Consider the following 16,202-nt stretch of genomic DNA (forward strand, 5'->3'; position numbering starts at 1 on the left):
CACACGGATCACGCCGGCCGAAAGGCCAGGCGCGGCAAGTGGCCGGGTTGAAGATTTCGGGAGCCAGCGTCACCCCTTGAGGGAAGCACGCCTGCGGCTCGAGAGGGGTTGCAGGGACGTGAGATTGCGCCGCACGCCAGGCCGGGTGAATTCTGTGCAAAAGCACAGCGACAAGCGCATGCTGCTTGTCGAGGACTCCCGGATGTTCGCGACGGCGCTGAAGTACGGGCTCGAATCCGTCCACGGCATTCGCGTTATCCATTGCAGCTCGCTGGCGGCGCTGAGAGAAGCGCTGGAACTGGCGCCTGACAGTTTCTCTCTCGCCGTTCTCGATCTCAATCTTCCGGATGCGCCCAATTGCGAGGCGCTCGACTTCATCCTCGACAACCAGATTCCGGCCGTCGTCTTCACCGCGGCCTTCAACGACCATACGCGCGAGGAGATCCTCAGGCGCGGCGCGCTCGATTGCGTCATCAAGCACCAGCCGGAATCGATCAATCTTCTGATCGGCGCCGTCGACCGGGCGTTGACCAACGGCAAGACGACGGTGCTGCTTGCCGATTCCGATTGTGCCTCACGCAGCGAACTGGCCGGCATCTTGAGGCGGCAGCGGATTTCCGTCTGCGAGGTCGCGTCCGCCGCCGATGCGCTGCAGGTGCTCGATAGCGGCGAAGCGGTCGATCTCGTCGTCACCGACCTTGATCTCTCCGACATGTCCGGTGCGGCGCTACTTGCCGAGGTGGAGCGGCGGCGGGGTGATGGTGCGGTGCCGGTCATCGGCCTCTCCGACAGCGGCGACCGGCGCGCCGGCGCGCGCTTCCTGGAAGCAGGCGGTACGGATTTCATCCAGAAGCCCTTCCTCGAAGCGGAGTTCAACGGCCGCATTGCGCAGGCCGCCGGCGTGCAGAAGCGGCTGCAGACGCTGCAGCGGCAGGCGGCCAGCGACTATCTCACCGACCTCTACAATCGCCGCCACTTCTTCGTGGCTGGTCCGCGGGTGGTCGAGCAGTGCCTCAGGCGCGGCGAGCCGACGGCGATCGCCGTGCTCGACATCGATCATTTCAAACGCCTCAACGACACCTATGGCCACGAGATCGGCGACATCGTGCTGAAGCACGTGGCCAAGCGCCTGTCCGCGCTTGTCGGCGAGGATCATCTGCTTGCCCGCCTCGGCGGCGAGGAGTTCGGCATTCTCTTCAACGGCTGCGACGTGCGGCGCGCCTTCGCCTTTTGTGACGCGCTGAGGCTCGAACTCGCAAAATCCCGCATCGTCGCCGACGACGAGGAACTGACGATCACGGTCTCGATCGGCCTTGCCACCATCGAGAGCTCGGAAGCCTTCGAGAACTACCTGCACGCCGCAGACCAGTTTCTCTACATGGCCAAGCATGCCGGCCGGAACCGGGTGATTTCCGAGCTGGCCCTGCTCGACGCGCTGGCGTCGTAAACTACCGGGCAAGCCGGCGGGCCCACCTTCAGAAATAAAGATCCGCCACCTGTCGGCTTGGAACGAAGTCGATCGTCCTTCGGTTACCGCACATGATCAGGCGGCACGAGGAGGACCAAATCATGACCAATGTCGTTTCAAATCTCTGGTTTGCGAAAGAGGCGCGCCAGGCGGTCGACTTCTACATTTCGCTCGTTCCCAATTCGGCGATCATCCGCGTCACCACCTTGCCGGCGGAAAGCCCGAGCGGACCACCCGGCAGCGTGACGACCATCGAGTTCACGCTCGGCAATCAGGAATTCCTGGCGCTGGAAGCCGGGCCGCTCGATCCGTTCAACCATGCATTCTCGATCATGATCCAGTGCGACACCCAGGAGGAGATCGACCGGATCTGGAACGCGATCAGCGAAAACGGCGGGCAGATCGAACAATGCGGCTGGATCCGCGACCGCTGGGGGCTGTGCTGGCAGATCGTGCCACGGGTGCTCGGCGACATGGTCGCCCATTCCGACCGTGCGCGCGCCAAGCGCGTGACGGAAGCGATGCTCGGCATGATCAAGCTCGACATCGCCGAACTGGAGCGGGCGTTCCACGGCTAGGGTCACGCGCGTTTACGGGCAGGTCGTCACGCGGAGGCAGCGGAGAGCGAGGCGTCTCACGGATTTCAGACTGCAACTGCAAGGCGGCTTGCCCGCGCAATCATGAGGCGCTTTCTGCCGCGATGAAATCTAGACGTTTATTGACTGGCCTTCTATATGCAGGTCGGGGCCAACGAGCGCGGGGCGCGCTTGGATTCGGATAGGCCGGTAGGGAGGGGACGACGTGAATTCACAAACCTTTACGAGCGCCGATGGCCGCATCGGACGCCAGACCTGGTGGTTGGCGCAGATTGCCGTCTGGATTGCGACGGCAGCGGCGGTGTTTGCCGGCGGGGCGTTGTTGGCGCTTTCGGGCGTAGATAACTATGCGCCGGGCTTCAGCCTCATGCACTTGCTCGTTTTCGTCATCCTCATCGCAAACCTCTATTTCAGCTTCACCGTCAACACCAAGCGCTGGCACGACCATGGTCGTTCCGGGTGGTGGAACCTTGCGCTTTTCGTTCCGATCGTCGGGCCGCTGCTCGGCCTCGTGATGCTGGGTTTCCTTCCGGGCGAAGAGGACGCCAATCGCTTCGGCCCGCCGGCCACCGGCAATACCGGAGGAGCAGCTCAGGCCTTCGGTCGCGCCGGCCAGTGATGCGAGCACGGCGCAGGCGCCCCGGTTATTTCCGCCTCTGCGGATAGATCGTTTCGCCGCGTTTCAGCATCTCGACGAAGGTCTCGATCTTCTTCCGGCGGCCGGCCTCGGTCTTCATGTTGTGGGTGCGGAAGGCGAGCGCGAAGCGGTTCTGGGCGCTGAGTCTGGCGAGCATTTCTTTCGCCTCGGGCTCGGCGTCGATCGCCGCCTGCAGGTCGTCGGGTATCTGCAGGTCCTTGCCGCTCGCATAGGCGCGGTCCCAGCGGCCGTCGGCCTTGGCGGCATCCACCTGCTTCAGGCCGTGTTCGGTCATGCGGCCCTCGGCGATCAGGCGGGCGACGTTGTCGACGTTGATCTGGCTCCAGATGCTCTTCTTGCCGCGCGGCGTATAGCGCTGCAGAAAGCTCCGGTCGTCGAACCCCTTGCGGACGCCGTCGATCCAGCCCCAGCACAGCACCGCGTCGATCGCTTCCTTTGGCGTGATCGAGGCGAGGCCGGATGAGACCTTGTGGGTCTTGATCCACACTTCGGTCTCGCTCTGGTGGTGGGCGGCGAGCCACTCGTAGAAGCTCTGGAAATCCTTGAATTCGTGAACCTTGGCGGGATCGATCTCCACGGGGGCCATTGTTCGGTGTGCTCCTCGCTCTCCTGAAACGCCGACCATTCAATCCAAAACAACGGCGCGTGCAAGTGCCAGGACGGCACAAGCGGAGAGTGTCACCAACGAAAAAGGGCGGATCGCTCCGCCCTTTGAGTGTTCCTTCTATCGGCTGTTACCGCGCCATCTGCAGCGTCAGCTTGCGGTCGGCGCGCTCCTGCTGCGGCGACCGATTGTAGAGTTCGCGATAACACTTGGAGAAGTGCGAGGCGGAGACGAAGCCGCAGGCAACCGCCACCTCGACCACCGGCATCGACGACTGGATCAGCAGGTGCCGGGCCCGGTCGAGGCGGATCTCCAGGTAGTAGCGGGCAGGCGAGCGGCCCATTTCCTGGCGGAAGAGGCGTTCGATCTGGCGCCGCGAAAGGTCGGCGCCCTCGGCTATTTCCAGGAGCGACAGCGGCTCTGCGAGATTGGCCTCCATCAGTTCGATGATCGACAGCACCTTGGCGTTCTGTACGCCGAGGCGGGCGCGCAGCGGCAGGCGCTGGCGGTCATGCGGCCCGCGCACGCGGTCGGTCAGCGCCTGTTCGCAGACGCGGTTGACGAGGCTCTCGCCGAAATCCTGGTCGATCAGGTTCAGCATCATATCGAGCGAGGCGGTGCCGCCGGCGCAGGTGTAGATGTTGCTGTCGATCTCATAGAGATCGGCATAGACGTCGACCTGCGGGAAGCTCTCGGAAAAGCCCGGCAGGTTTTCCCAGTGGATGGCGCAGCGCTTGCCGGTCAGAAGGCCGGCGGAGGCCAGCACATGGGCGCCGGTACAGAGGCTGCCGACGGCCACGCCGCGGTTATAAACCTCGCGAAGCCAGGCATTGACCGACTTGTTGTTGAAGTCCTCGACATAGATGCCGGAACAGACCAGCACCATCGAGGGGCGGTTTTCGCCGCCGAGAAACTTGCGCTCGTCTGCAAGCGACGAATTGACCTCGAGCGCGATACCGCTCGACGACAGGACCTTTTCGCCGTCGGACGAAGCGAGGCGCCAGGAATAGGCCTCGTAGCCGAGCATGCGGTTGGCGATGCGGAGCGTTTCGATCGCCGCCGAAAAGGGCAGCATGGAAAAGTTCGGCACCAGGAAGAAGACGAGAGAACGCTTTTTGGTCAGTGGCTTGTTCATGAGGCTTCCCATGCTTGGCGATGCGGGTATATTCGTCGCTTGGAAGATACTCTTCGGCTTGTCTGTTTGCGACATTCGCATGGATAGCAGCGACCGCAAAGAGATTTCGCATTGCGACATCGCGCGGCAAAAGGCGGTTCGGCCAGGCTTTCAGGCTTTTGTAAGGAAAGCGACAGTTTTTACAGTGCCGTTGACGCTATCGGACAAGAACTGCCAGAGATACGCAACATCTGCAAAGCGCGCGCAATGGTTGTGTTTGCCGATTGCGACTCTTTTCGCGGATACTGCGGGTGTCGGTAAGAGACAAGTCGTACGGCGATGGCAGAAGATGGCGTGGAGCCGGCAGTGCCGCGATCGGCTGCAAGAAATCTCGGGAGCGGTCTTGCGGGCAGATCACGCCCTTGGGGAAGTGCATTTCTACACTACATGCAAGGTTGCGGGCACATCGGAGAGGGTAATTTTGCATGAGTGACGACAGGGCGATCGCCACCCGTCTACTGTCGCTGGCCCAGATTCTGTGGACGGTTTTGATCACTTTGGCGACGATCGCCCTCGGCGCCTATATCGGCTGGCAGGGACACGGCATCGTCGGGGCGCTGGCGCTCGGATTTTTGGGACTGGTCGCCGGTTGGTTCCTCAGTTCACCGACACTTCTTCTGCAACTGCTGCAACTGCTGCCTTAAGCGGTCGTCCTTGTGCGCGAAGGGCGGAGCCATCGCCCATAACGAAAAGGGCACCGCCATTCCGGCGATGCCCCCTCTAACCCGTGATGCTCAGAAAGAGAGCTCACATTACATTCATTGCTCGGTCTTATGCACCGCATCGTCCACCGACGGGAAGCCGATGTCCTTCAGCGTGTCATAGGACAGGTTTTCGAGAGCCCGTTCCTGGCGATGACGCTTCCACGCTGCCCAGGCACGAACCTGCAGATTGAAGAGACCCGGAAGGGACGAGTGGGAGGATGCCCGTTCCGAGGCCGATGAAAGATGAGTGTTGGACATTTCATGGCTCCTTCTGAGTGTCTCAGCAGGTCGCGACCATGATGATATGTATGGCCTAACCTGACTTATCATTCCAACGAATATGTTTGATGCCTTCCATCAAACATGGTGATTGATTAGCGGGTCCGCAAACATCACGTCGTCACGGACTCTCTGGGGCAGTTTGGCGAGTTCGCGCCGGGCTTCCACCCGATTCCGCGCGATCTGTTTTTCGCGTCGTTGCCGTGCAACACCGTCGAGGACGGCGATCATCTGGTTGAGGGCGTTGAGGACCATGTCGTTGCTCCTGCTATGCTCCTTTTTTACCACTGCCTGCGGCAGGCAGCTGTTACGGAGGGAACTCTTCGAAGCGGCGATAACAAGGGCTGCGGTGGACATGCGTTTCTCCTTCCTGCGTCGTCCTTGAGCTTGACTATCGGCCATCGCTGATGTTCAATCAAACGAAATGAAGTGAAGCTTTCTTTCAGTTTTTTTGAATGAGGTTGACGCCATGAACATGCTGATGCGCCATGCGCTTCCGCTTCTCGAAATGGACGTGCTGAAGACTTTCATCGCGATTGCCGAGACCGGCAACTTCACCACCGCCGCCGAAACCGTCTACCGCACGCCGTCGGCTGTCTCGATGCAGATCAAGAAACTCGAGGAAATGCTCGGCTGCACGCTGTTCCTGCGCGACGCGCGCTCGGTCACCTTGACGCCCAAGGGGGAGCTGTTGCTCGGCTTTGCCCGTCGGCTCCTCTCGCTTAACAACGAAACGGTGTCGCGCTTCCTGCTGCCGGACATGAACGGCGTCGTGCGCGTCGGCGCGCCCGAGGACGTGGGTGAGCGTATCCTGCCCGAGGTGCTGAAGCGTTTCGCCGAATCCTACCCGAACGTCACGGTCGACGTGTCGATCGGCATGAGCAACGCCATGCGCAAGAAGGTCGACGAGCACCGGCTCGACATCGCCATCTTCAACAGCCTGACGGAGGGTGTGCCGAGGAACGGTGAAATCCTGATGCAGGAGAAGCTGGTCTGGGCCGGCGCCAAGTGCGGCAGCGCGCACCTGAAGGATCCGCTGCCGGTGTCGATGTGGGAGGACGGCTGCGTCTGGCGTGCCGATGCGGTGGAAAAGCTGGCGCGTGCCGGCCGCAAGTTCCGCATCGCCTTCCTCAGCGCCTATACCACCGGGCAGCGCGCCGCCGTGCTTGCCGGTCTCGCGATCGCGCCGCTGCCGCGTTACCTCGTCCAGGGGGAAATGGTGCAGCTTGGCGAGCGCGACGGCCTGCCGGATCTCGGCCACTACAATATCGGCCTGCAGGTGATCTCGGATGCGCCGGCGCCGGTGCTGGCGGTTGCCGACCATGTGCGCGACGCCTTCGCCGATCTGCAGGTCCAGTAAAGGGAGGTATCGCGGTTGCGCGCTTCCCGGTCGCTGCCCGCCATCTTCCTGTCGTCCCGGTCACGTTCAGAGAGTGCCCGGGCATGAGCGAGCGGTCGCGCATTCTCGATCCGATCGATCGCCTGTCGGAGATCATCTTCGGGCTCCTGATGGCGCTGTCCTTCACGGGAACGATGAGTTCGGTTGCGGGCGGCGAGGGCGGGGTCAATGCCGTGCTTGTCGCCGCCCTCGGCTGCAACATCGCCTGGGGCATCGTCGATGGCGTCATGTATGTGCTGACGACGGTGGTGGAGCGGGTGCGACGGCGTGGTTTCCTCGATCGGCTCAGGCATGAGCGGATCGATCGCGCCCGCGAACTGTTTCTCGAAAGCCTGCCCGACGATGTGCGCCGCGTCTCTTCGCCCAAGGAAACGGAAGCGCTGCTTGTCCGGGTGAGGGCGCTTTCCCCTGATCCCAGGCACAGGGTCGTGACTGCGCGCGACCTGAAGGCGGCCGTCGCGATCTTTCTGCTCGTGGTCGCCTCGACGCTGCCTCCAAGCATTCCGTTCCTGCTGACGGACAATGTGGCGCTCGCCATGCGCGCCTCGAACGCCATCGCGCTCGCCATGCTCTTCGTCATCGGCGCGCGCCTTGGCCGTTACATGGGCCGCAGCCCCTGGCCGATGGCCTTCGCGATGGCGGCGATCGGCGCGGTGTTGGTGGCCGTGACGATCCTCTTTGGCGGGTAGTCAAGTCCAGCGCGCCGCCAAGGCTCAGGTCTTGATCGGCGCCTGGCGGATGTGGATCTCGATCAGCCGTTTCAGTTCGGGCAGGTCCCGGGCTTCCAGCGCATCGACCATCAAATGGTGCTCGCGGGCTGATTGCTCGATGCGGGCGCGGGTGCGCCATTGCGACACCGGGGCGGATACGGTGCGCTGGCGGATTTCGGCGACGACGTCGACGAGTTCGGAATTGCCGGCGAGCATGAGAAGCGCGCGATGGAAGGCGAGGTTGGCGTCGTAATGCTCCATGATGGAGCCGCGAAACGACATCTCGTCGAACTGCCGGGCGAGTTGCCGCAACTCGGCGATCGTGGCGGGCGTTGCATTGGCGACCATGCGGTCGGCGACCCCGGTTTCGAGAATCACGCGGATGTCGCTGATTTCCTGCGTGCGCTGGTCGTCGAGTTCGTAGACCTGGTAGCCGCGGTTGGGGTTGTGCTGCACCAGCCGGCGCTGCGACAGCCGGTCGAGCGCCCGCCGCACCTCCGGCCGCGTGCAGTCGTAGCGGCGCTCCAGGTCGATCTGCTTCAGCCAGGCGCCGGCCGGCAAGGTCCCGGTCAGAATGTCGTGCAGCAGGAGGTCGGTAACGTCCCTCTTGTCCTCGGGCTTTTCCTCGGGCGCCAGCATTTCCGTCAGATCGTCGCTCATTCCTGCCTTACACTCTCTTTTCCGCCTGTCGCCGGCTTCCGGCGCATGGTTCTGGTGCATGTCCCAGGCTGCCTGCTGCAGCGGAATTGGCTCCATTTTTGGAGAAACTATGATGCCGTTCCGAACAATTCAATGCGCGAGAGCGGCGTTCCGGGCCTGCCTCTCGCCGTTGTGCCCATTGCGCGAAATGTTTCAGGACCCTCTTGTGTATCCAAAAATGTTATCATAAATTGGCGCCAATTCTGGTTACTATTGTTGCGGAAGTCAAGAAACGATGAAAAATGCCTGTGACGTCTGGGACCTCCTCGAAGCCAAGCGCGACCGGTTCTTCGTGCTCAGCGACCGGGTCTGGGATACACCGGAGACCAATTACGAGGAGTTTTCCTCGTCGGCCGAACACGCCGCGTTGCTGGAGGCCGAAGGTTTCCGCGTGTCGCGCGGCATCGCCGGCATGCCGACGGCTGTCATGGGCGAGGCGGGCGAGGGTGGACCTGTTATCGCCATCCTCGGCGAGTTCGATGCGCTGCCGGGCCTCAGCCAGGTGGCCGGCGTTGCCGAGGAGCGGCCGCTGGTCGACGGCGGCAACGGTCATGGCTGCGGCCACAACCTGCTTGGCGCCGGCGCGATGATGGCGGCGACGGCCGTCAAGGATTATCTCGCTGCCAACGGCATCAAGGGGCGGGTGCGCTATTACGGCTGCCCGGCGGAAGAGGGCGGCTCATCCAAGGGCTTCATGGTGCGTGCCGGCGTGTTCGACGATGTCGATATCGCGATCTCCTGGCACCCGGCACCGTTTGCCGGCGTCAACAACCCGATCTCGCTGGCTTGCAACGAACTCGACTTCCGCTTCAGCGGCCGGGCGTCGCATGCATCGGCTGCCCCCCATCTCGGCCGCAGCGCGCTCGATGCACTCGAACTGATGAATGTCGGCGTCAACTATCTGCGCGAGCACATGCCCTCATCGGCGCGCATCCACTATGCGGTGACCGATACGGGCGGCAATGCGCCGAACGTGGTGCAGGCCCGCGCCAAGGCCCGCTATCTCGTGCGCGCCCGCAGCTTGCCGGAACTGCTCGATCTCGTCGAACGTGTCCGCAGCGTCGCCAAGGGTGCGGCGATGATGACCGGTACCACGGTCACCGACGAGATCGTCAGCGGCGACGCCAATCTCATCGGCAACACCCCGCTCGAAGCGCTGATGCACCGCCAGCTTGAGCATCTGGGACCGCCGCAGTTCGACGAGGACGATCGGCAGGCGGCGGCAAAGTTCCAGGGGACCTTCACCGGCGAGGATATCGCCTCCGCCTTCGAGCGTTTCGGGCTGAAGCTGCGCCGTGGCGTTGCCCTCTGCGATACGATCTTTCCGCCGGAAAACGGCGCCGGCACGCTCGTCGGTTCCACCGATGTCGGAACCGTCAGCTGGGTGGTGCCGACCGTGCAGATGCGCGGCGCGACCTATGCCATCGGTACGCCGGGCCATTCCTGGCAGCTGGTTGCGCAAGGCAAACTGCCGGCGGCGCACAAGGGCATGGAACACGCGGCCAAGGTGATGGCGAGCACCGCGGTCGAACTGATCCTCGATCCCACGCTGATTGCCGCCGCCAAGGCCGACCACGCGGCACGGCTGGAAGGCACGCCCTTCGTCAATCCCATTCCTGACGATGTGGACCCACCGATCCCCGGGGTGAGCCATGGTTAAGTCATCGATCGACAAGCGAAGGGAGGCGCTGCGATGACTGAGCCTGGTTTCCTTGACATCATCAGCGTCGGGCCGGACGGCTGGGGGCCGGCGCTTGCCGCCGGCGCCTGGATGACGATCCTGATCGCCGTCGCCGGCTTTGCGATCGGCGGCCTTATCGGCACCTTCGGCGCCTGGGCGAAGATCTCCGGCGGCCCGGTCGTTCGCGGCTGCGCCGAGGCCTACACGACCGTGCTTCGCGGCATTCCCGACCTCCTGGTCATCTATCTCTTCTATTTCGGCGGCAGCGCCGTGGTGACGGCGGTCGGCCAATTGTTCGGTGCGGAGGGCTTCGTCAGCTTTCCAGGCTTCCTCGCTGGCGCGCTTGCGGTCGGCATCACCTCAGGCGCCCAGCAGACCGAGGTCTATCGCGGCGCCTTCCGCGCCGTGCATCCGGGCGAGCTGGAGGCGGCAACCGCCTGCGGCATGGGCCGGCTCCTCAAGTTCTGCCGGATCACCGCGCCCCTGACGCTGCGTTATGCGCTGCCGGGCCTCGGCAACGTCTGGCAGGTGGTGTTGAAGGAATCCGCACTGGTCTCCGTTACCGGCGTCGTCGAACTCTTGCGCCAGGCGCAGATCGGGGCGGGATCGACCAGCCGGCCCTTCGACTTCTTCTTCATCGCAGCGATGATCTATCTCGCGATTTCCACCGTCTCGGGCCTCATCCTTCAGGTCACTGAGCGTCGGTTCTCGCGCGGCGTCAGGAGGGGCTGATGGATATCAAATTTGCCCTCGAAACCTTCTGGAGCTTGGCGGCAGCCCTGCCGCTGACGCTGGAGCTTGCTGCGACGTCGATCGCGCTCGGTTCGGTGCTTGCACTCGGGCTGGCGCTCGCGCGTCTGTCGGGCATCCTTGCGCTCGATCTCTTTTCCCGCACTTACGTGTTCCTCTTCCGCGGCACACCGCTGCTCGTGCAGATCTTCCTGATCTATTACGGCCTCAGCCAGTTTCCGGCGGTGCGTCACAGCATCTTCTGGCCGCTTCTGCGCGAGCCCTACTGGTGCGCCGTGCTGGCGCTGATGCTGAACACGGCCGCCTATGCCAGCGAAATCATCCGCGGCGGGCTGCTCTCGGTACCGCACGGACAGGTGGAGGCGGCAAGGGCCTGCGGCATGGGTCGCCTGATGATCTTCCGCCGCATCGTCATGCCGCAGGCGCTGCGCCAGGCGCTGCCCGGTTACGGCAACGAGATGATCTCCATGGTGAAGGCGACCTCGCTCGCCTCGATCATCACGCTGATGGAAATCACCGGCGTTGCCGCCAAGCTGATCTCGGAGAGCTACCGGGTGATCGAGGTCTTCGTCGTCGCCGGTCTCATCTATCTCGCCATCAACTTCGCGCTGACCCGGCTCGTTGCGTTGGCCGAACACCGGTTCAACCCGCAACTGCGCGCGCCGTTGCCGATCGTCGCCGAACTCAAGGGAGAAACCCATTGAACATGTCCGCCGCCGTTACCACGCCGGTCGCGATCCGCGTGCACGACCTTCACAAGAGTTTCGGCCCGGTCGAGGTGCTGAAGGGCGTGTCGCTCGACGCGCGCGAGGGTGAGGTGATCTCCATCCTCGGCTCCTCCGGCTCGGGCAAGTCGACGCTGCTTCGCTGCATCAACATGCTGGAGGTTCCGAATTCCGGCACGATCGAGGTGGCGGGCGAGGCGATCCGCCTGAAGACGTCGAGCGACGGGCGCAGCCGCCCGGCGGACCAGAGACAGGTGGACCGCATCCGCTCCGAACTCGGCATGGTGTTCCAGAGCTTCAATCTCTGGTCCCACAAGACCGTGCTCGAAAACGTCATCGAAGCGCCGGTGCATGTGCTGAAGCGCCCGCGGGCGGAAGCGATCGAGGAGGCCGAAGCCCTGCTTGCCAAGGTCGGCATCGCCGACAAGCGCAACCACTATCCCTCGCATCTCTCCGGCGGCCAGCAGCAGCGCGCCGCAATCGCCCGCGCGCTGGCCATGCGCCCGAAGGCGATGCTCTTCGACGAGCCGACCTCGGCGCTCGACCCGGAGCTCGTCGGCGAAGTGCTGCGCGTCATGCGCGGCTTGGCGGAGGAGGGGCGCACCATGCTGGTGGTCACCCACGAGATGGGCTTTGCCCGCGACGTCTCCAGCCGCGTCGTTTTCGTGCACAAGGGCACGATCGAGGAGGAGGGGCCGCCGCACGAGGTCTTCACCCATTCGAAGTCGGAGCGCTTCCGCCAGTTCATCAAGAGTTGAAGCCTGCCGTGATCGGCGGGCCGAAAAACAAAGCAACCAACATCCACAAAAGGGGAATGCTGCAATGAAAAAGACCACCGCAATCATGGCATCGGCGCTTGCCGTTGCCGCGGGGCTGATGTCCATGCCGGCGCAGGCCGAGGACAAGAAGTGGACGAAGGTGACCATCGCCACCGAAGGCGCCTTTCCGCCCTATAACCTGACCAAGGCGGACGGCACGCTCGACGGCTACGAGATCGAGCTCAGCAAGATCCTCTGCGACCACATGAAGGTCGAGTGCACCGTCATCGCGCAATCCTTCGATGGCATGATCCCGGCGCTCAACGCCGGCAAGTTCGACGCGATCATGGCCGGCATGTCGGCCACCGAGAAGCGCAAGGAAGTCATCGACTTCTCGATTTCCTATGGCAGCACCGGCCAGGCCTTCGCGACGCTGAAGGGTGGCGACCTCGAAACCCTGCCGATGAAGGGCGAGCTGTTCTCGCTCGCCTCCAACGAGGCCGGCGCGCGCAAGGCGGTCGACGAGCTGAAGCCGCTGATAGAAGGCAAGACCATTGGCGTCCAGACCGCCTCGATCGCGGCGCGCTTCATCGACGAATATCTGAAGGACGTCGTCGAGGTGCGCGAATACAAGACGACCGAGCAGCACGATCTCGATCTCGTCGCCGGCCGCGTCGATTTCGTCATGGCGTCCATGGGCTACCTGAAGACGACTGTCGAAAAGCCTGCCAACAGCGACATGGTCATCACCGGCCCCCGCTTCCAGGGCGGTTTCCTCGGCGCCGGCAGCTCCGTCGGCCTGCGCAAGTCCGACCCGGAACTGAAGGCGCTGTTCGACGATGCCATTGCCGCCGCCAAGGCCGATGGCACCATCAAGCGCCTGTCGGAGAAGTGGTTCGGATTTGACCTGACGCCGCAATAGGCCGGATCGGTTCGCCCCCTCAACCGAAGCGCCGCGTGTTCCGCTAACGCGTGGCGCTTTTTGTGTTTGGCGTGTCCGGTGCTCGTGTGCTTGCGAGGCGGTTTGGCCGGGCTGCTTTATTTATAGCAACGCGCAGCGCGTGCGGTCATCTTTCGGACACAATCGCTGCGTACAAGCCCATCTGTCGACGTTTGCTTATGAGCGCTGAATGTGTTCGCCGCTCGCAACTGTCGCGTCGCTTTAGACTTTTGACCACGGATGTACTGGCACTGGTGTAAGAGCGATGATGAGGAAGGTCGGTGCGGTTTCGCCCCGGCCTTTTTTATTGCCGGATGATCACTTCAGCGTTTTCGACGCCAGCACGAAGTCGACCAGGTCGCCGACCGTGATGAGCTTTTCGGCCGAGTCGTCGGTCAGGTAGATCTCGAACTCCTCCTCCACCAGCATCGCCAATTGAGACACTTCGAGCGAGTCGGCGCCCAGATCGTCTTCGATCTCGGCATCGTCGGTCACTTCGGACGCCTTGACGCCGAGCAGCTCGACGAGGATCGCCTTCACGCGTTCGGAAATATCGGATCGTGTGGGTGCCATGGATCTACTCCCTCCCATAAAGCATAACACAAAGGACGGTGAACGACCGTCTAGGCCTATCGGATCATTCGCCGATTTCGCCATGATCCAAATGGGTTAGGCCACTTCGGTCAGGGAGCTTGACCGGCCGTTATCGGTGCATGGCCCGGCATTTTGAAACGCATTTGCAATTACATTAGCGCTAATGTATTTCGATGGCATGAGCACCAGACACAAACCCGGGCTCGGCGAACTCCTGCGATATGTCGGCGAACTCGTCGACCAGGGAGCGGCCGAGCGATATGAAACCCTGAAGATCGATTACCGGCCGCGCTATACGCCTGTGTTGCGCGCGCTTGCCGCGGGCGCCGAGACTGTCACTGAGATCACCAGCAGCAGCAGTCTCACCCAGGGCGCGATCAGCCAGACTGTCAGCCTGATGCTGAAGGACGGGCTCCTTGCCCGGCACGGCCTCGACGATGGCAGGAAGACCGGCCTGCGGCTGACGGAGAAGGGAGCGGCGCTCCTGAAGCTTCTGGAGCCGCACTGGCAGACGACATTCCTGGCGATCCGGGGCCTCGAGGAGGAAATCGGTTATCCGGTCCTCGAGGTGCTGCAGGCGCTCGGGGCGGCGCTGGAGCGGGAAGGGTTCGCGAGCCGCCTGGAGGCAGCCTCGCACCGTCAGGAGAAGGAGGTTTCTGATGGTCGCTGAAGTCGGGACCAGAAACTGGTTCGATGCCGGAGGCAGCGCCTATGCCCTGTTCCGGCCGGAATATCCGGCGGGCTTGTCGACGTTCCTGGCGAGCACGGTGAAGGGGCAGGGCCGCGCGGTCGACGTCGGCTGCGGCAACGGCCAGCTCACTTGTCAGCTCGCCGACCATTTCACCACGGTCATCGGGATCGATTCAAGCGAGGACCAGATCGCGAATGCGACGCCGCATCGATACGTCGACTACATCTGCGCGCCCGCGGAACGCCTTCCCCTTGCCGATCGGAGCGTGCACCTCATTGCCGCAGCACAGGCTGCCCACTGGTTCGACCGGCCGGCCTTCTACAGGGAAGCGCGCCGGATCGCGGCGGAAGGAGCGGTGATCGCGCTCGTCAGCTACGGTGTGTTGCAATTGGAACCGGCCGAACTGCAGGCGCGGTTTGCAACCTTCTACACGGACGAGATCGGCCCCTACTGGCCGCCCGAGCGCAAGCTGGTCGATGGCGGCTATGCCGGCATCGAATTCCCGTTCGAAGAGCTGGCTTGCCCGGACATGAACATCGAGCGGGCCTGGGATTTCGGCGAATTCCTTGGCTATCTCTCGACCTGGTCGGCGGTTCGCCGCGTCAACGAGGCCGGGCGCGACGACATTCTCGACACCTTCGTTCGCGACCTCTCGGATATATGGGGCGATCCGACGAAGAGGCGCCCCGTGTCGTGGCCGATCAAGATGCGATTGGGGCGGATATGACTGAGCTCCACCAGCCTCCGGTGCTCACCACCGGTTTGCGGCGTGCCGAAACCCTGGTGGTGGCGCCGCTGCACACGGTTCCGGAAATCGATGACACATGGCCGGGATTCCGCGACATGCCGCCGGTGTTCGCAACGGCCATGATGATCGCCTTCATCGAGGAGACCTGTGTGCGGGCCTTGCGCCCCTATCTCGGCCCGCACCAGAGAACCGTCGGCACATCCGTCAATGTTTCGCACGTGGCAGCCACACCGGTCGGCATGGCAGTCACGGCCGAAATCGAGCTTGTCGAGATTTCAGGACGGGTGCTGTCGTTCAAGGCAACCTGCCGCGACGAGGCCGGCCCCATCGGCGAAGGCACCCACCAGCGCACGATCATCGACTATGGCCGGTTCATGGGGCGGCTGAAGGAAAAGTCTGCCTCGAGCGGGCGGTGAGGAAGGCGCTGCAACCGCAGCGCCAAGTCAAATCCAGCGGCAAAGCCGCTCCGGTCACCTTGCGACGATGGCCTACTTCGTCGGAGCAGGCGTCGGCCGCACCAGCGAAACGACGCGGGGCTTGGACGGCGCGTCCAGCCATTCGATCCACTTGTCGCGCTCCTCGGTCGTGTCGAAGAACCGCCAGAGCTTGTAGTCTTCTTCGGTGGTCTGCAGCATCTCGCCGATCGAGACGAGTTCCATCGGCAGTTCCACCTCGTTGCCGTCGTAGCGGATGAAGTAGATGCCTTCGGCAGCAAGCCGGATGATCTGGCCGGTGCCATAGGTGCCATCGGGATCGTCGACGGTGAAGTACATGCCGGTGAGAGTGTCGAGAATCTTGTCGTTCATAGGTTTTGGATGCCAGTTCAAGGAATAGGTTTCATCAGACCGTCGCCCGCCGCCGGAATTAAGGCAAGCTCAAATATCGAGTGTCCACGTCTGGTGAGGGCAGGGTGGCGCTAGGCCGGCCAATTGCATGCGATCCAGCCACTGCTTGTGAATTTTCTGATCGGCGATCAGGTATCCTTTGTCGCGACGTTCCGTCTACGCAACGCGCGTTCGCGTCC

At 63.0% G+C, this 16,202-nt stretch carries 22 protein-coding genes; 15 read left to right on the top strand and 7 right to left on the bottom strand.

Annotated elements, in window-relative coordinates:
• The first annotated feature begins 154 nt into the window (after positions 1 to 154).
• The 3 genes from M2267_RS08130 (at position 155) to M2267_RS08140 (ending at position 2,683) form a co-directional block, all read left to right on the top strand.
• Positions 155 to 1,447 (top strand): diguanylate cyclase, encoded by a 1,293-nt coding sequence (locus tag M2267_RS08130; protein WP_429113855.1) that lies wholly within the window; start codon positions 155 to 157, stop codon positions 1,445 to 1,447.
• Positions 1,448 to 1,569: 122 nt separating this feature from the next.
• Positions 1,570 to 2,046 carry a VOC family protein gene (locus tag M2267_RS08135; RefSeq protein ID WP_043619793.1) on the top strand — a complete coding sequence of 159 codons (477 nt, stop codon included), beginning with the start codon at positions 1,570 to 1,572 and terminating at the stop codon, positions 2,044 to 2,046.
• 223 nt (positions 2,047 to 2,269) lie between these two features.
• Positions 2,270 to 2,683 (top strand): DUF805 domain-containing protein, encoded by a 414-nt coding sequence (locus M2267_RS08140; protein ID WP_429113857.1) that lies wholly within the window; start codon positions 2,270 to 2,272, stop codon positions 2,681 to 2,683.
• A gap of 25 nt (positions 2,684 to 2,708) precedes the next feature.
• On the opposite strand, the gene M2267_RS08145 is transcribed toward M2267_RS08140, so the two are convergent.
• Both M2267_RS08145 and M2267_RS08150 read right to left on the bottom strand, forming a co-directional pair.
• Positions 2,709 to 3,308, bottom strand: a complete 600-nt coding sequence (locus tag M2267_RS08145) for a YdeI/OmpD-associated family protein (protein ID WP_429113859.1) — start codon at positions 3,306 to 3,308, stop codon at positions 2,709 to 2,711.
• Between the two features lie 148 nt (positions 3,309 to 3,456).
• Positions 3,457 to 4,461 (bottom strand): GlxA family transcriptional regulator, encoded by a 1,005-nt coding sequence (locus M2267_RS08150; protein ID WP_034788530.1) that lies wholly within the window; start codon positions 4,459 to 4,461, stop codon positions 3,457 to 3,459.
• 10 nt (positions 4,462 to 4,471) lie between these two features.
• Between M2267_RS08150 and M2267_RS08155 the strand changes: the two genes are divergently transcribed.
• Both M2267_RS08155 and M2267_RS08160 read left to right on the top strand, forming a co-directional pair.
• On the top strand, positions 4,472 to 4,933 hold the full coding sequence (locus tag M2267_RS08155; protein ID WP_429113861.1) for a hypothetical protein: 462 nt from the start codon (positions 4,472 to 4,474) through the stop codon (positions 4,931 to 4,933).
• Positions 4,926 to 5,144: a hypothetical protein gene (locus M2267_RS08160; protein ID WP_429113863.1), complete on the top strand. Its 219-nt coding sequence runs from the start codon at positions 4,926 to 4,928 to the stop codon at positions 5,142 to 5,144. Before M2267_RS08155 ends, M2267_RS08160 begins: the two co-directional genes overlap by 8 nt.
• A 114-nt stretch (positions 5,145 to 5,258) precedes the next feature.
• Here M2267_RS08160 and M2267_RS08165 read toward each other — a convergent pair whose 3' ends face one another.
• Both M2267_RS08165 and M2267_RS08170 read right to left on the bottom strand, forming a co-directional pair.
• Positions 5,259 to 5,462 (bottom strand): hypothetical protein, encoded by a 204-nt coding sequence (locus tag M2267_RS08165; protein WP_043619754.1) that lies wholly within the window; start codon positions 5,460 to 5,462, stop codon positions 5,259 to 5,261.
• Positions 5,463 to 5,561: 99 nt separating this feature from the next.
• Complete coding sequence (locus M2267_RS08170; RefSeq protein WP_052201885.1) at positions 5,562 to 5,840, bottom strand: hypothetical protein; 279 nt, start codon at positions 5,838 to 5,840, stop codon at positions 5,562 to 5,564.
• 112 nt (positions 5,841 to 5,952) lie between these two features.
• On the opposite strand from M2267_RS08170, the gene M2267_RS08175 reads away from it, so the two are divergent.
• Together M2267_RS08175 and M2267_RS08180 are read left to right on the top strand one after the other, a co-directional pair.
• A complete protein-coding gene (locus M2267_RS08175; RefSeq protein ID WP_043619755.1) occupies positions 5,953 to 6,843 on the top strand; it encodes a LysR substrate-binding domain-containing protein in 891 nt (296 codons plus the stop codon).
• Positions 6,844 to 6,926: 83 nt separating this feature from the next.
• On the top strand, positions 6,927 to 7,571 hold the full coding sequence (locus M2267_RS08180; protein ID WP_429113865.1) for a VIT1/CCC1 transporter family protein: 645 nt from the start codon (positions 6,927 to 6,929) through the stop codon (positions 7,569 to 7,571).
• A gap of 24 nt (positions 7,572 to 7,595) precedes the next feature.
• On the opposite strand, the gene M2267_RS08185 is transcribed toward M2267_RS08180, so the two are convergent.
• Positions 7,596 to 8,252 (bottom strand): GntR family transcriptional regulator, encoded by a 657-nt coding sequence (locus tag M2267_RS08185; protein ID WP_429113867.1) that lies wholly within the window; start codon positions 8,250 to 8,252, stop codon positions 7,596 to 7,598.
• Positions 8,253 to 8,526: 274 nt separating this feature from the next.
• Between M2267_RS08185 and M2267_RS08190 the strand changes: the two genes are divergently transcribed.
• The 5 genes from M2267_RS08190 (at position 8,527) to M2267_RS08210 (ending at position 13,127) form a co-directional block, all read left to right on the top strand.
• Positions 8,527 to 9,951 (top strand): M20 family metallopeptidase, encoded by a 1,425-nt coding sequence (locus M2267_RS08190; RefSeq protein WP_429113869.1) that lies wholly within the window; start codon positions 8,527 to 8,529, stop codon positions 9,949 to 9,951.
• 33 nt (positions 9,952 to 9,984) lie between these two features.
• Positions 9,985 to 10,704, top strand: coding sequence for an ABC transporter permease (locus tag M2267_RS08195; protein ID WP_429113871.1), 720 nt, complete (start codon positions 9,985 to 9,987; stop codon positions 10,702 to 10,704).
• Positions 10,704 to 11,426, top strand: coding sequence for an ABC transporter permease (locus M2267_RS08200; protein WP_429113873.1), 723 nt, complete (start codon positions 10,704 to 10,706; stop codon positions 11,424 to 11,426). The genes M2267_RS08195 and M2267_RS08200 overlap by 1 nt, the downstream gene beginning before the upstream one ends.
• A 2-nt stretch (positions 11,427 to 11,428) precedes the next feature.
• On the top strand, positions 11,429 to 12,205 hold the full coding sequence (locus tag M2267_RS08205; protein WP_429114517.1) for an ABC transporter ATP-binding protein: 777 nt from the start codon (positions 11,429 to 11,431) through the stop codon (positions 12,203 to 12,205).
• A gap of 64 nt (positions 12,206 to 12,269) precedes the next feature.
• Entirely contained in the window at positions 12,270 to 13,127 is an 858-nt protein-coding gene (locus tag M2267_RS08210; protein WP_429113876.1) for a transporter substrate-binding domain-containing protein, read from the top strand.
• A 336-nt stretch (positions 13,128 to 13,463) separates the two neighbouring features.
• Here the strand turns inward: M2267_RS08210 and acpP are convergent, their stop codons facing one another.
• Positions 13,464 to 13,718: an acyl carrier protein gene (gene acpP, locus M2267_RS08215; protein WP_043619769.1), complete on the bottom strand. Its 255-nt coding sequence runs from the start codon at positions 13,716 to 13,718 to the stop codon at positions 13,464 to 13,466.
• A 199-nt stretch (positions 13,719 to 13,917) separates the two neighbouring features.
• Here acpP and M2267_RS08220 point away from each other — a divergent pair, with 199 nt between their 5' ends.
• The 3 genes from M2267_RS08220 to M2267_RS08230 are packed head-to-tail and all read left to right on the top strand — an operon-like array spanning position 13,918 to position 15,594.
• Positions 13,918 to 14,409: a MarR family transcriptional regulator gene (locus M2267_RS08220; protein ID WP_429113877.1), complete on the top strand. Its 492-nt coding sequence runs from the start codon at positions 13,918 to 13,920 to the stop codon at positions 14,407 to 14,409.
• Positions 14,399 to 15,157: a class I SAM-dependent methyltransferase gene (locus M2267_RS08225; protein ID WP_429113878.1), complete on the top strand. Its 759-nt coding sequence runs from the start codon at positions 14,399 to 14,401 to the stop codon at positions 15,155 to 15,157. Before M2267_RS08220 ends, M2267_RS08225 begins: the two co-directional genes overlap by 11 nt.
• Positions 15,154 to 15,594 (top strand): thioesterase family protein, encoded by a 441-nt coding sequence (locus M2267_RS08230; RefSeq protein ID WP_429113880.1) that lies wholly within the window; start codon positions 15,154 to 15,156, stop codon positions 15,592 to 15,594. Before M2267_RS08225 ends, M2267_RS08230 begins: the two co-directional genes overlap by 4 nt.
• Positions 15,595 to 15,666: 72 nt before the next feature.
• Here the strand turns inward: M2267_RS08230 and M2267_RS08235 are convergent, their stop codons facing one another.
• On the bottom strand, positions 15,667 to 15,984 hold the full coding sequence (locus M2267_RS08235) for a hypothetical protein (RefSeq protein WP_034788160.1): 318 nt from the start codon (positions 15,982 to 15,984) through the stop codon (positions 15,667 to 15,669).
• Positions 15,985 to 16,202: the final 218 nt, after the last annotated feature.

It is taken from the genome of Ensifer sp. KUDG1 (assembly GCF_050434285.1).
In the GTDB taxonomy this organism is placed as follows: Bacteria; Pseudomonadota; Alphaproteobacteria; order Rhizobiales; family Rhizobiaceae; genus Ensifer.

What these genes read in the sequence shown, in the direction of transcription:
- M2267_RS08135 (WP_043619793.1), top strand. Translation starts at nt 1,570, where the DNA reads ATGACCAATGTCGTTTCAAATCTCTGGTTTGCGAAAGAGGCGCGCCAG.
- M2267_RS08145 (WP_429113859.1), bottom strand. Translation starts at nt 3,308, where the DNA reads ATGGCCCCCGTGGAGATCGATCCCGCCAAGGTTCACGAATTCAAGGAT.
- M2267_RS08150 (WP_034788530.1), bottom strand. Translation starts at nt 4,461, where the DNA reads ATGAACAAGCCACTGACCAAAAAGCGTTCTCTCGTCTTCTTCCTGGTG.
- M2267_RS08155 (WP_429113861.1), top strand. Translation starts at nt 4,472, where the DNA reads ATGCTTGGCGATGCGGGTATATTCGTCGCTTGGAAGATACTCTTCGGC.
- M2267_RS08160 (WP_429113863.1), top strand. Translation starts at nt 4,926, where the DNA reads ATGAGTGACGACAGGGCGATCGCCACCCGTCTACTGTCGCTGGCCCAG.
- M2267_RS08165 (WP_043619754.1), bottom strand. Translation starts at nt 5,462, where the DNA reads ATGTCCAACACTCATCTTTCATCGGCCTCGGAACGGGCATCCTCCCAC.
- M2267_RS08170 (WP_052201885.1), bottom strand. Translation starts at nt 5,840, where the DNA reads ATGTCCACCGCAGCCCTTGTTATCGCCGCTTCGAAGAGTTCCCTCCGT.
- M2267_RS08175 (WP_043619755.1), top strand. Translation starts at nt 5,953, where the DNA reads ATGAACATGCTGATGCGCCATGCGCTTCCGCTTCTCGAAATGGACGTG.
- M2267_RS08180 (WP_429113865.1), top strand. Translation starts at nt 6,927, where the DNA reads ATGAGCGAGCGGTCGCGCATTCTCGATCCGATCGATCGCCTGTCGGAG.
- M2267_RS08185 (WP_429113867.1), bottom strand. Translation starts at nt 8,252, where the DNA reads ATGAGCGACGATCTGACGGAAATGCTGGCGCCCGAGGAAAAGCCCGAG.
- M2267_RS08190 (WP_429113869.1), top strand. Translation starts at nt 8,527, where the DNA reads ATGAAAAATGCCTGTGACGTCTGGGACCTCCTCGAAGCCAAGCGCGAC.
- M2267_RS08195 (WP_429113871.1), top strand. Translation starts at nt 9,985, where the DNA reads ATGACTGAGCCTGGTTTCCTTGACATCATCAGCGTCGGGCCGGACGGC.
- M2267_RS08200 (WP_429113873.1), top strand. Translation starts at nt 10,704, where the DNA reads ATGGATATCAAATTTGCCCTCGAAACCTTCTGGAGCTTGGCGGCAGCC.
- M2267_RS08205 (WP_429114517.1), top strand. Translation starts at nt 11,429, where the DNA reads ATGTCCGCCGCCGTTACCACGCCGGTCGCGATCCGCGTGCACGACCTT.
- M2267_RS08210 (WP_429113876.1), top strand. Translation starts at nt 12,270, where the DNA reads ATGAAAAAGACCACCGCAATCATGGCATCGGCGCTTGCCGTTGCCGCG.
- acpP (WP_043619769.1), bottom strand. Translation starts at nt 13,718, where the DNA reads ATGGCACCCACACGATCCGATATTTCCGAACGCGTGAAGGCGATCCTC.
- M2267_RS08220 (WP_429113877.1), top strand. Translation starts at nt 13,918, where the DNA reads ATGAGCACCAGACACAAACCCGGGCTCGGCGAACTCCTGCGATATGTC.
- M2267_RS08225 (WP_429113878.1), top strand. Translation starts at nt 14,399, where the DNA reads ATGGTCGCTGAAGTCGGGACCAGAAACTGGTTCGATGCCGGAGGCAGC.
- M2267_RS08230 (WP_429113880.1), top strand. Translation starts at nt 15,154, where the DNA reads ATGACTGAGCTCCACCAGCCTCCGGTGCTCACCACCGGTTTGCGGCGT.
- M2267_RS08235 (WP_034788160.1), bottom strand. Translation starts at nt 15,984, where the DNA reads ATGAACGACAAGATTCTCGACACTCTCACCGGCATGTACTTCACCGTC.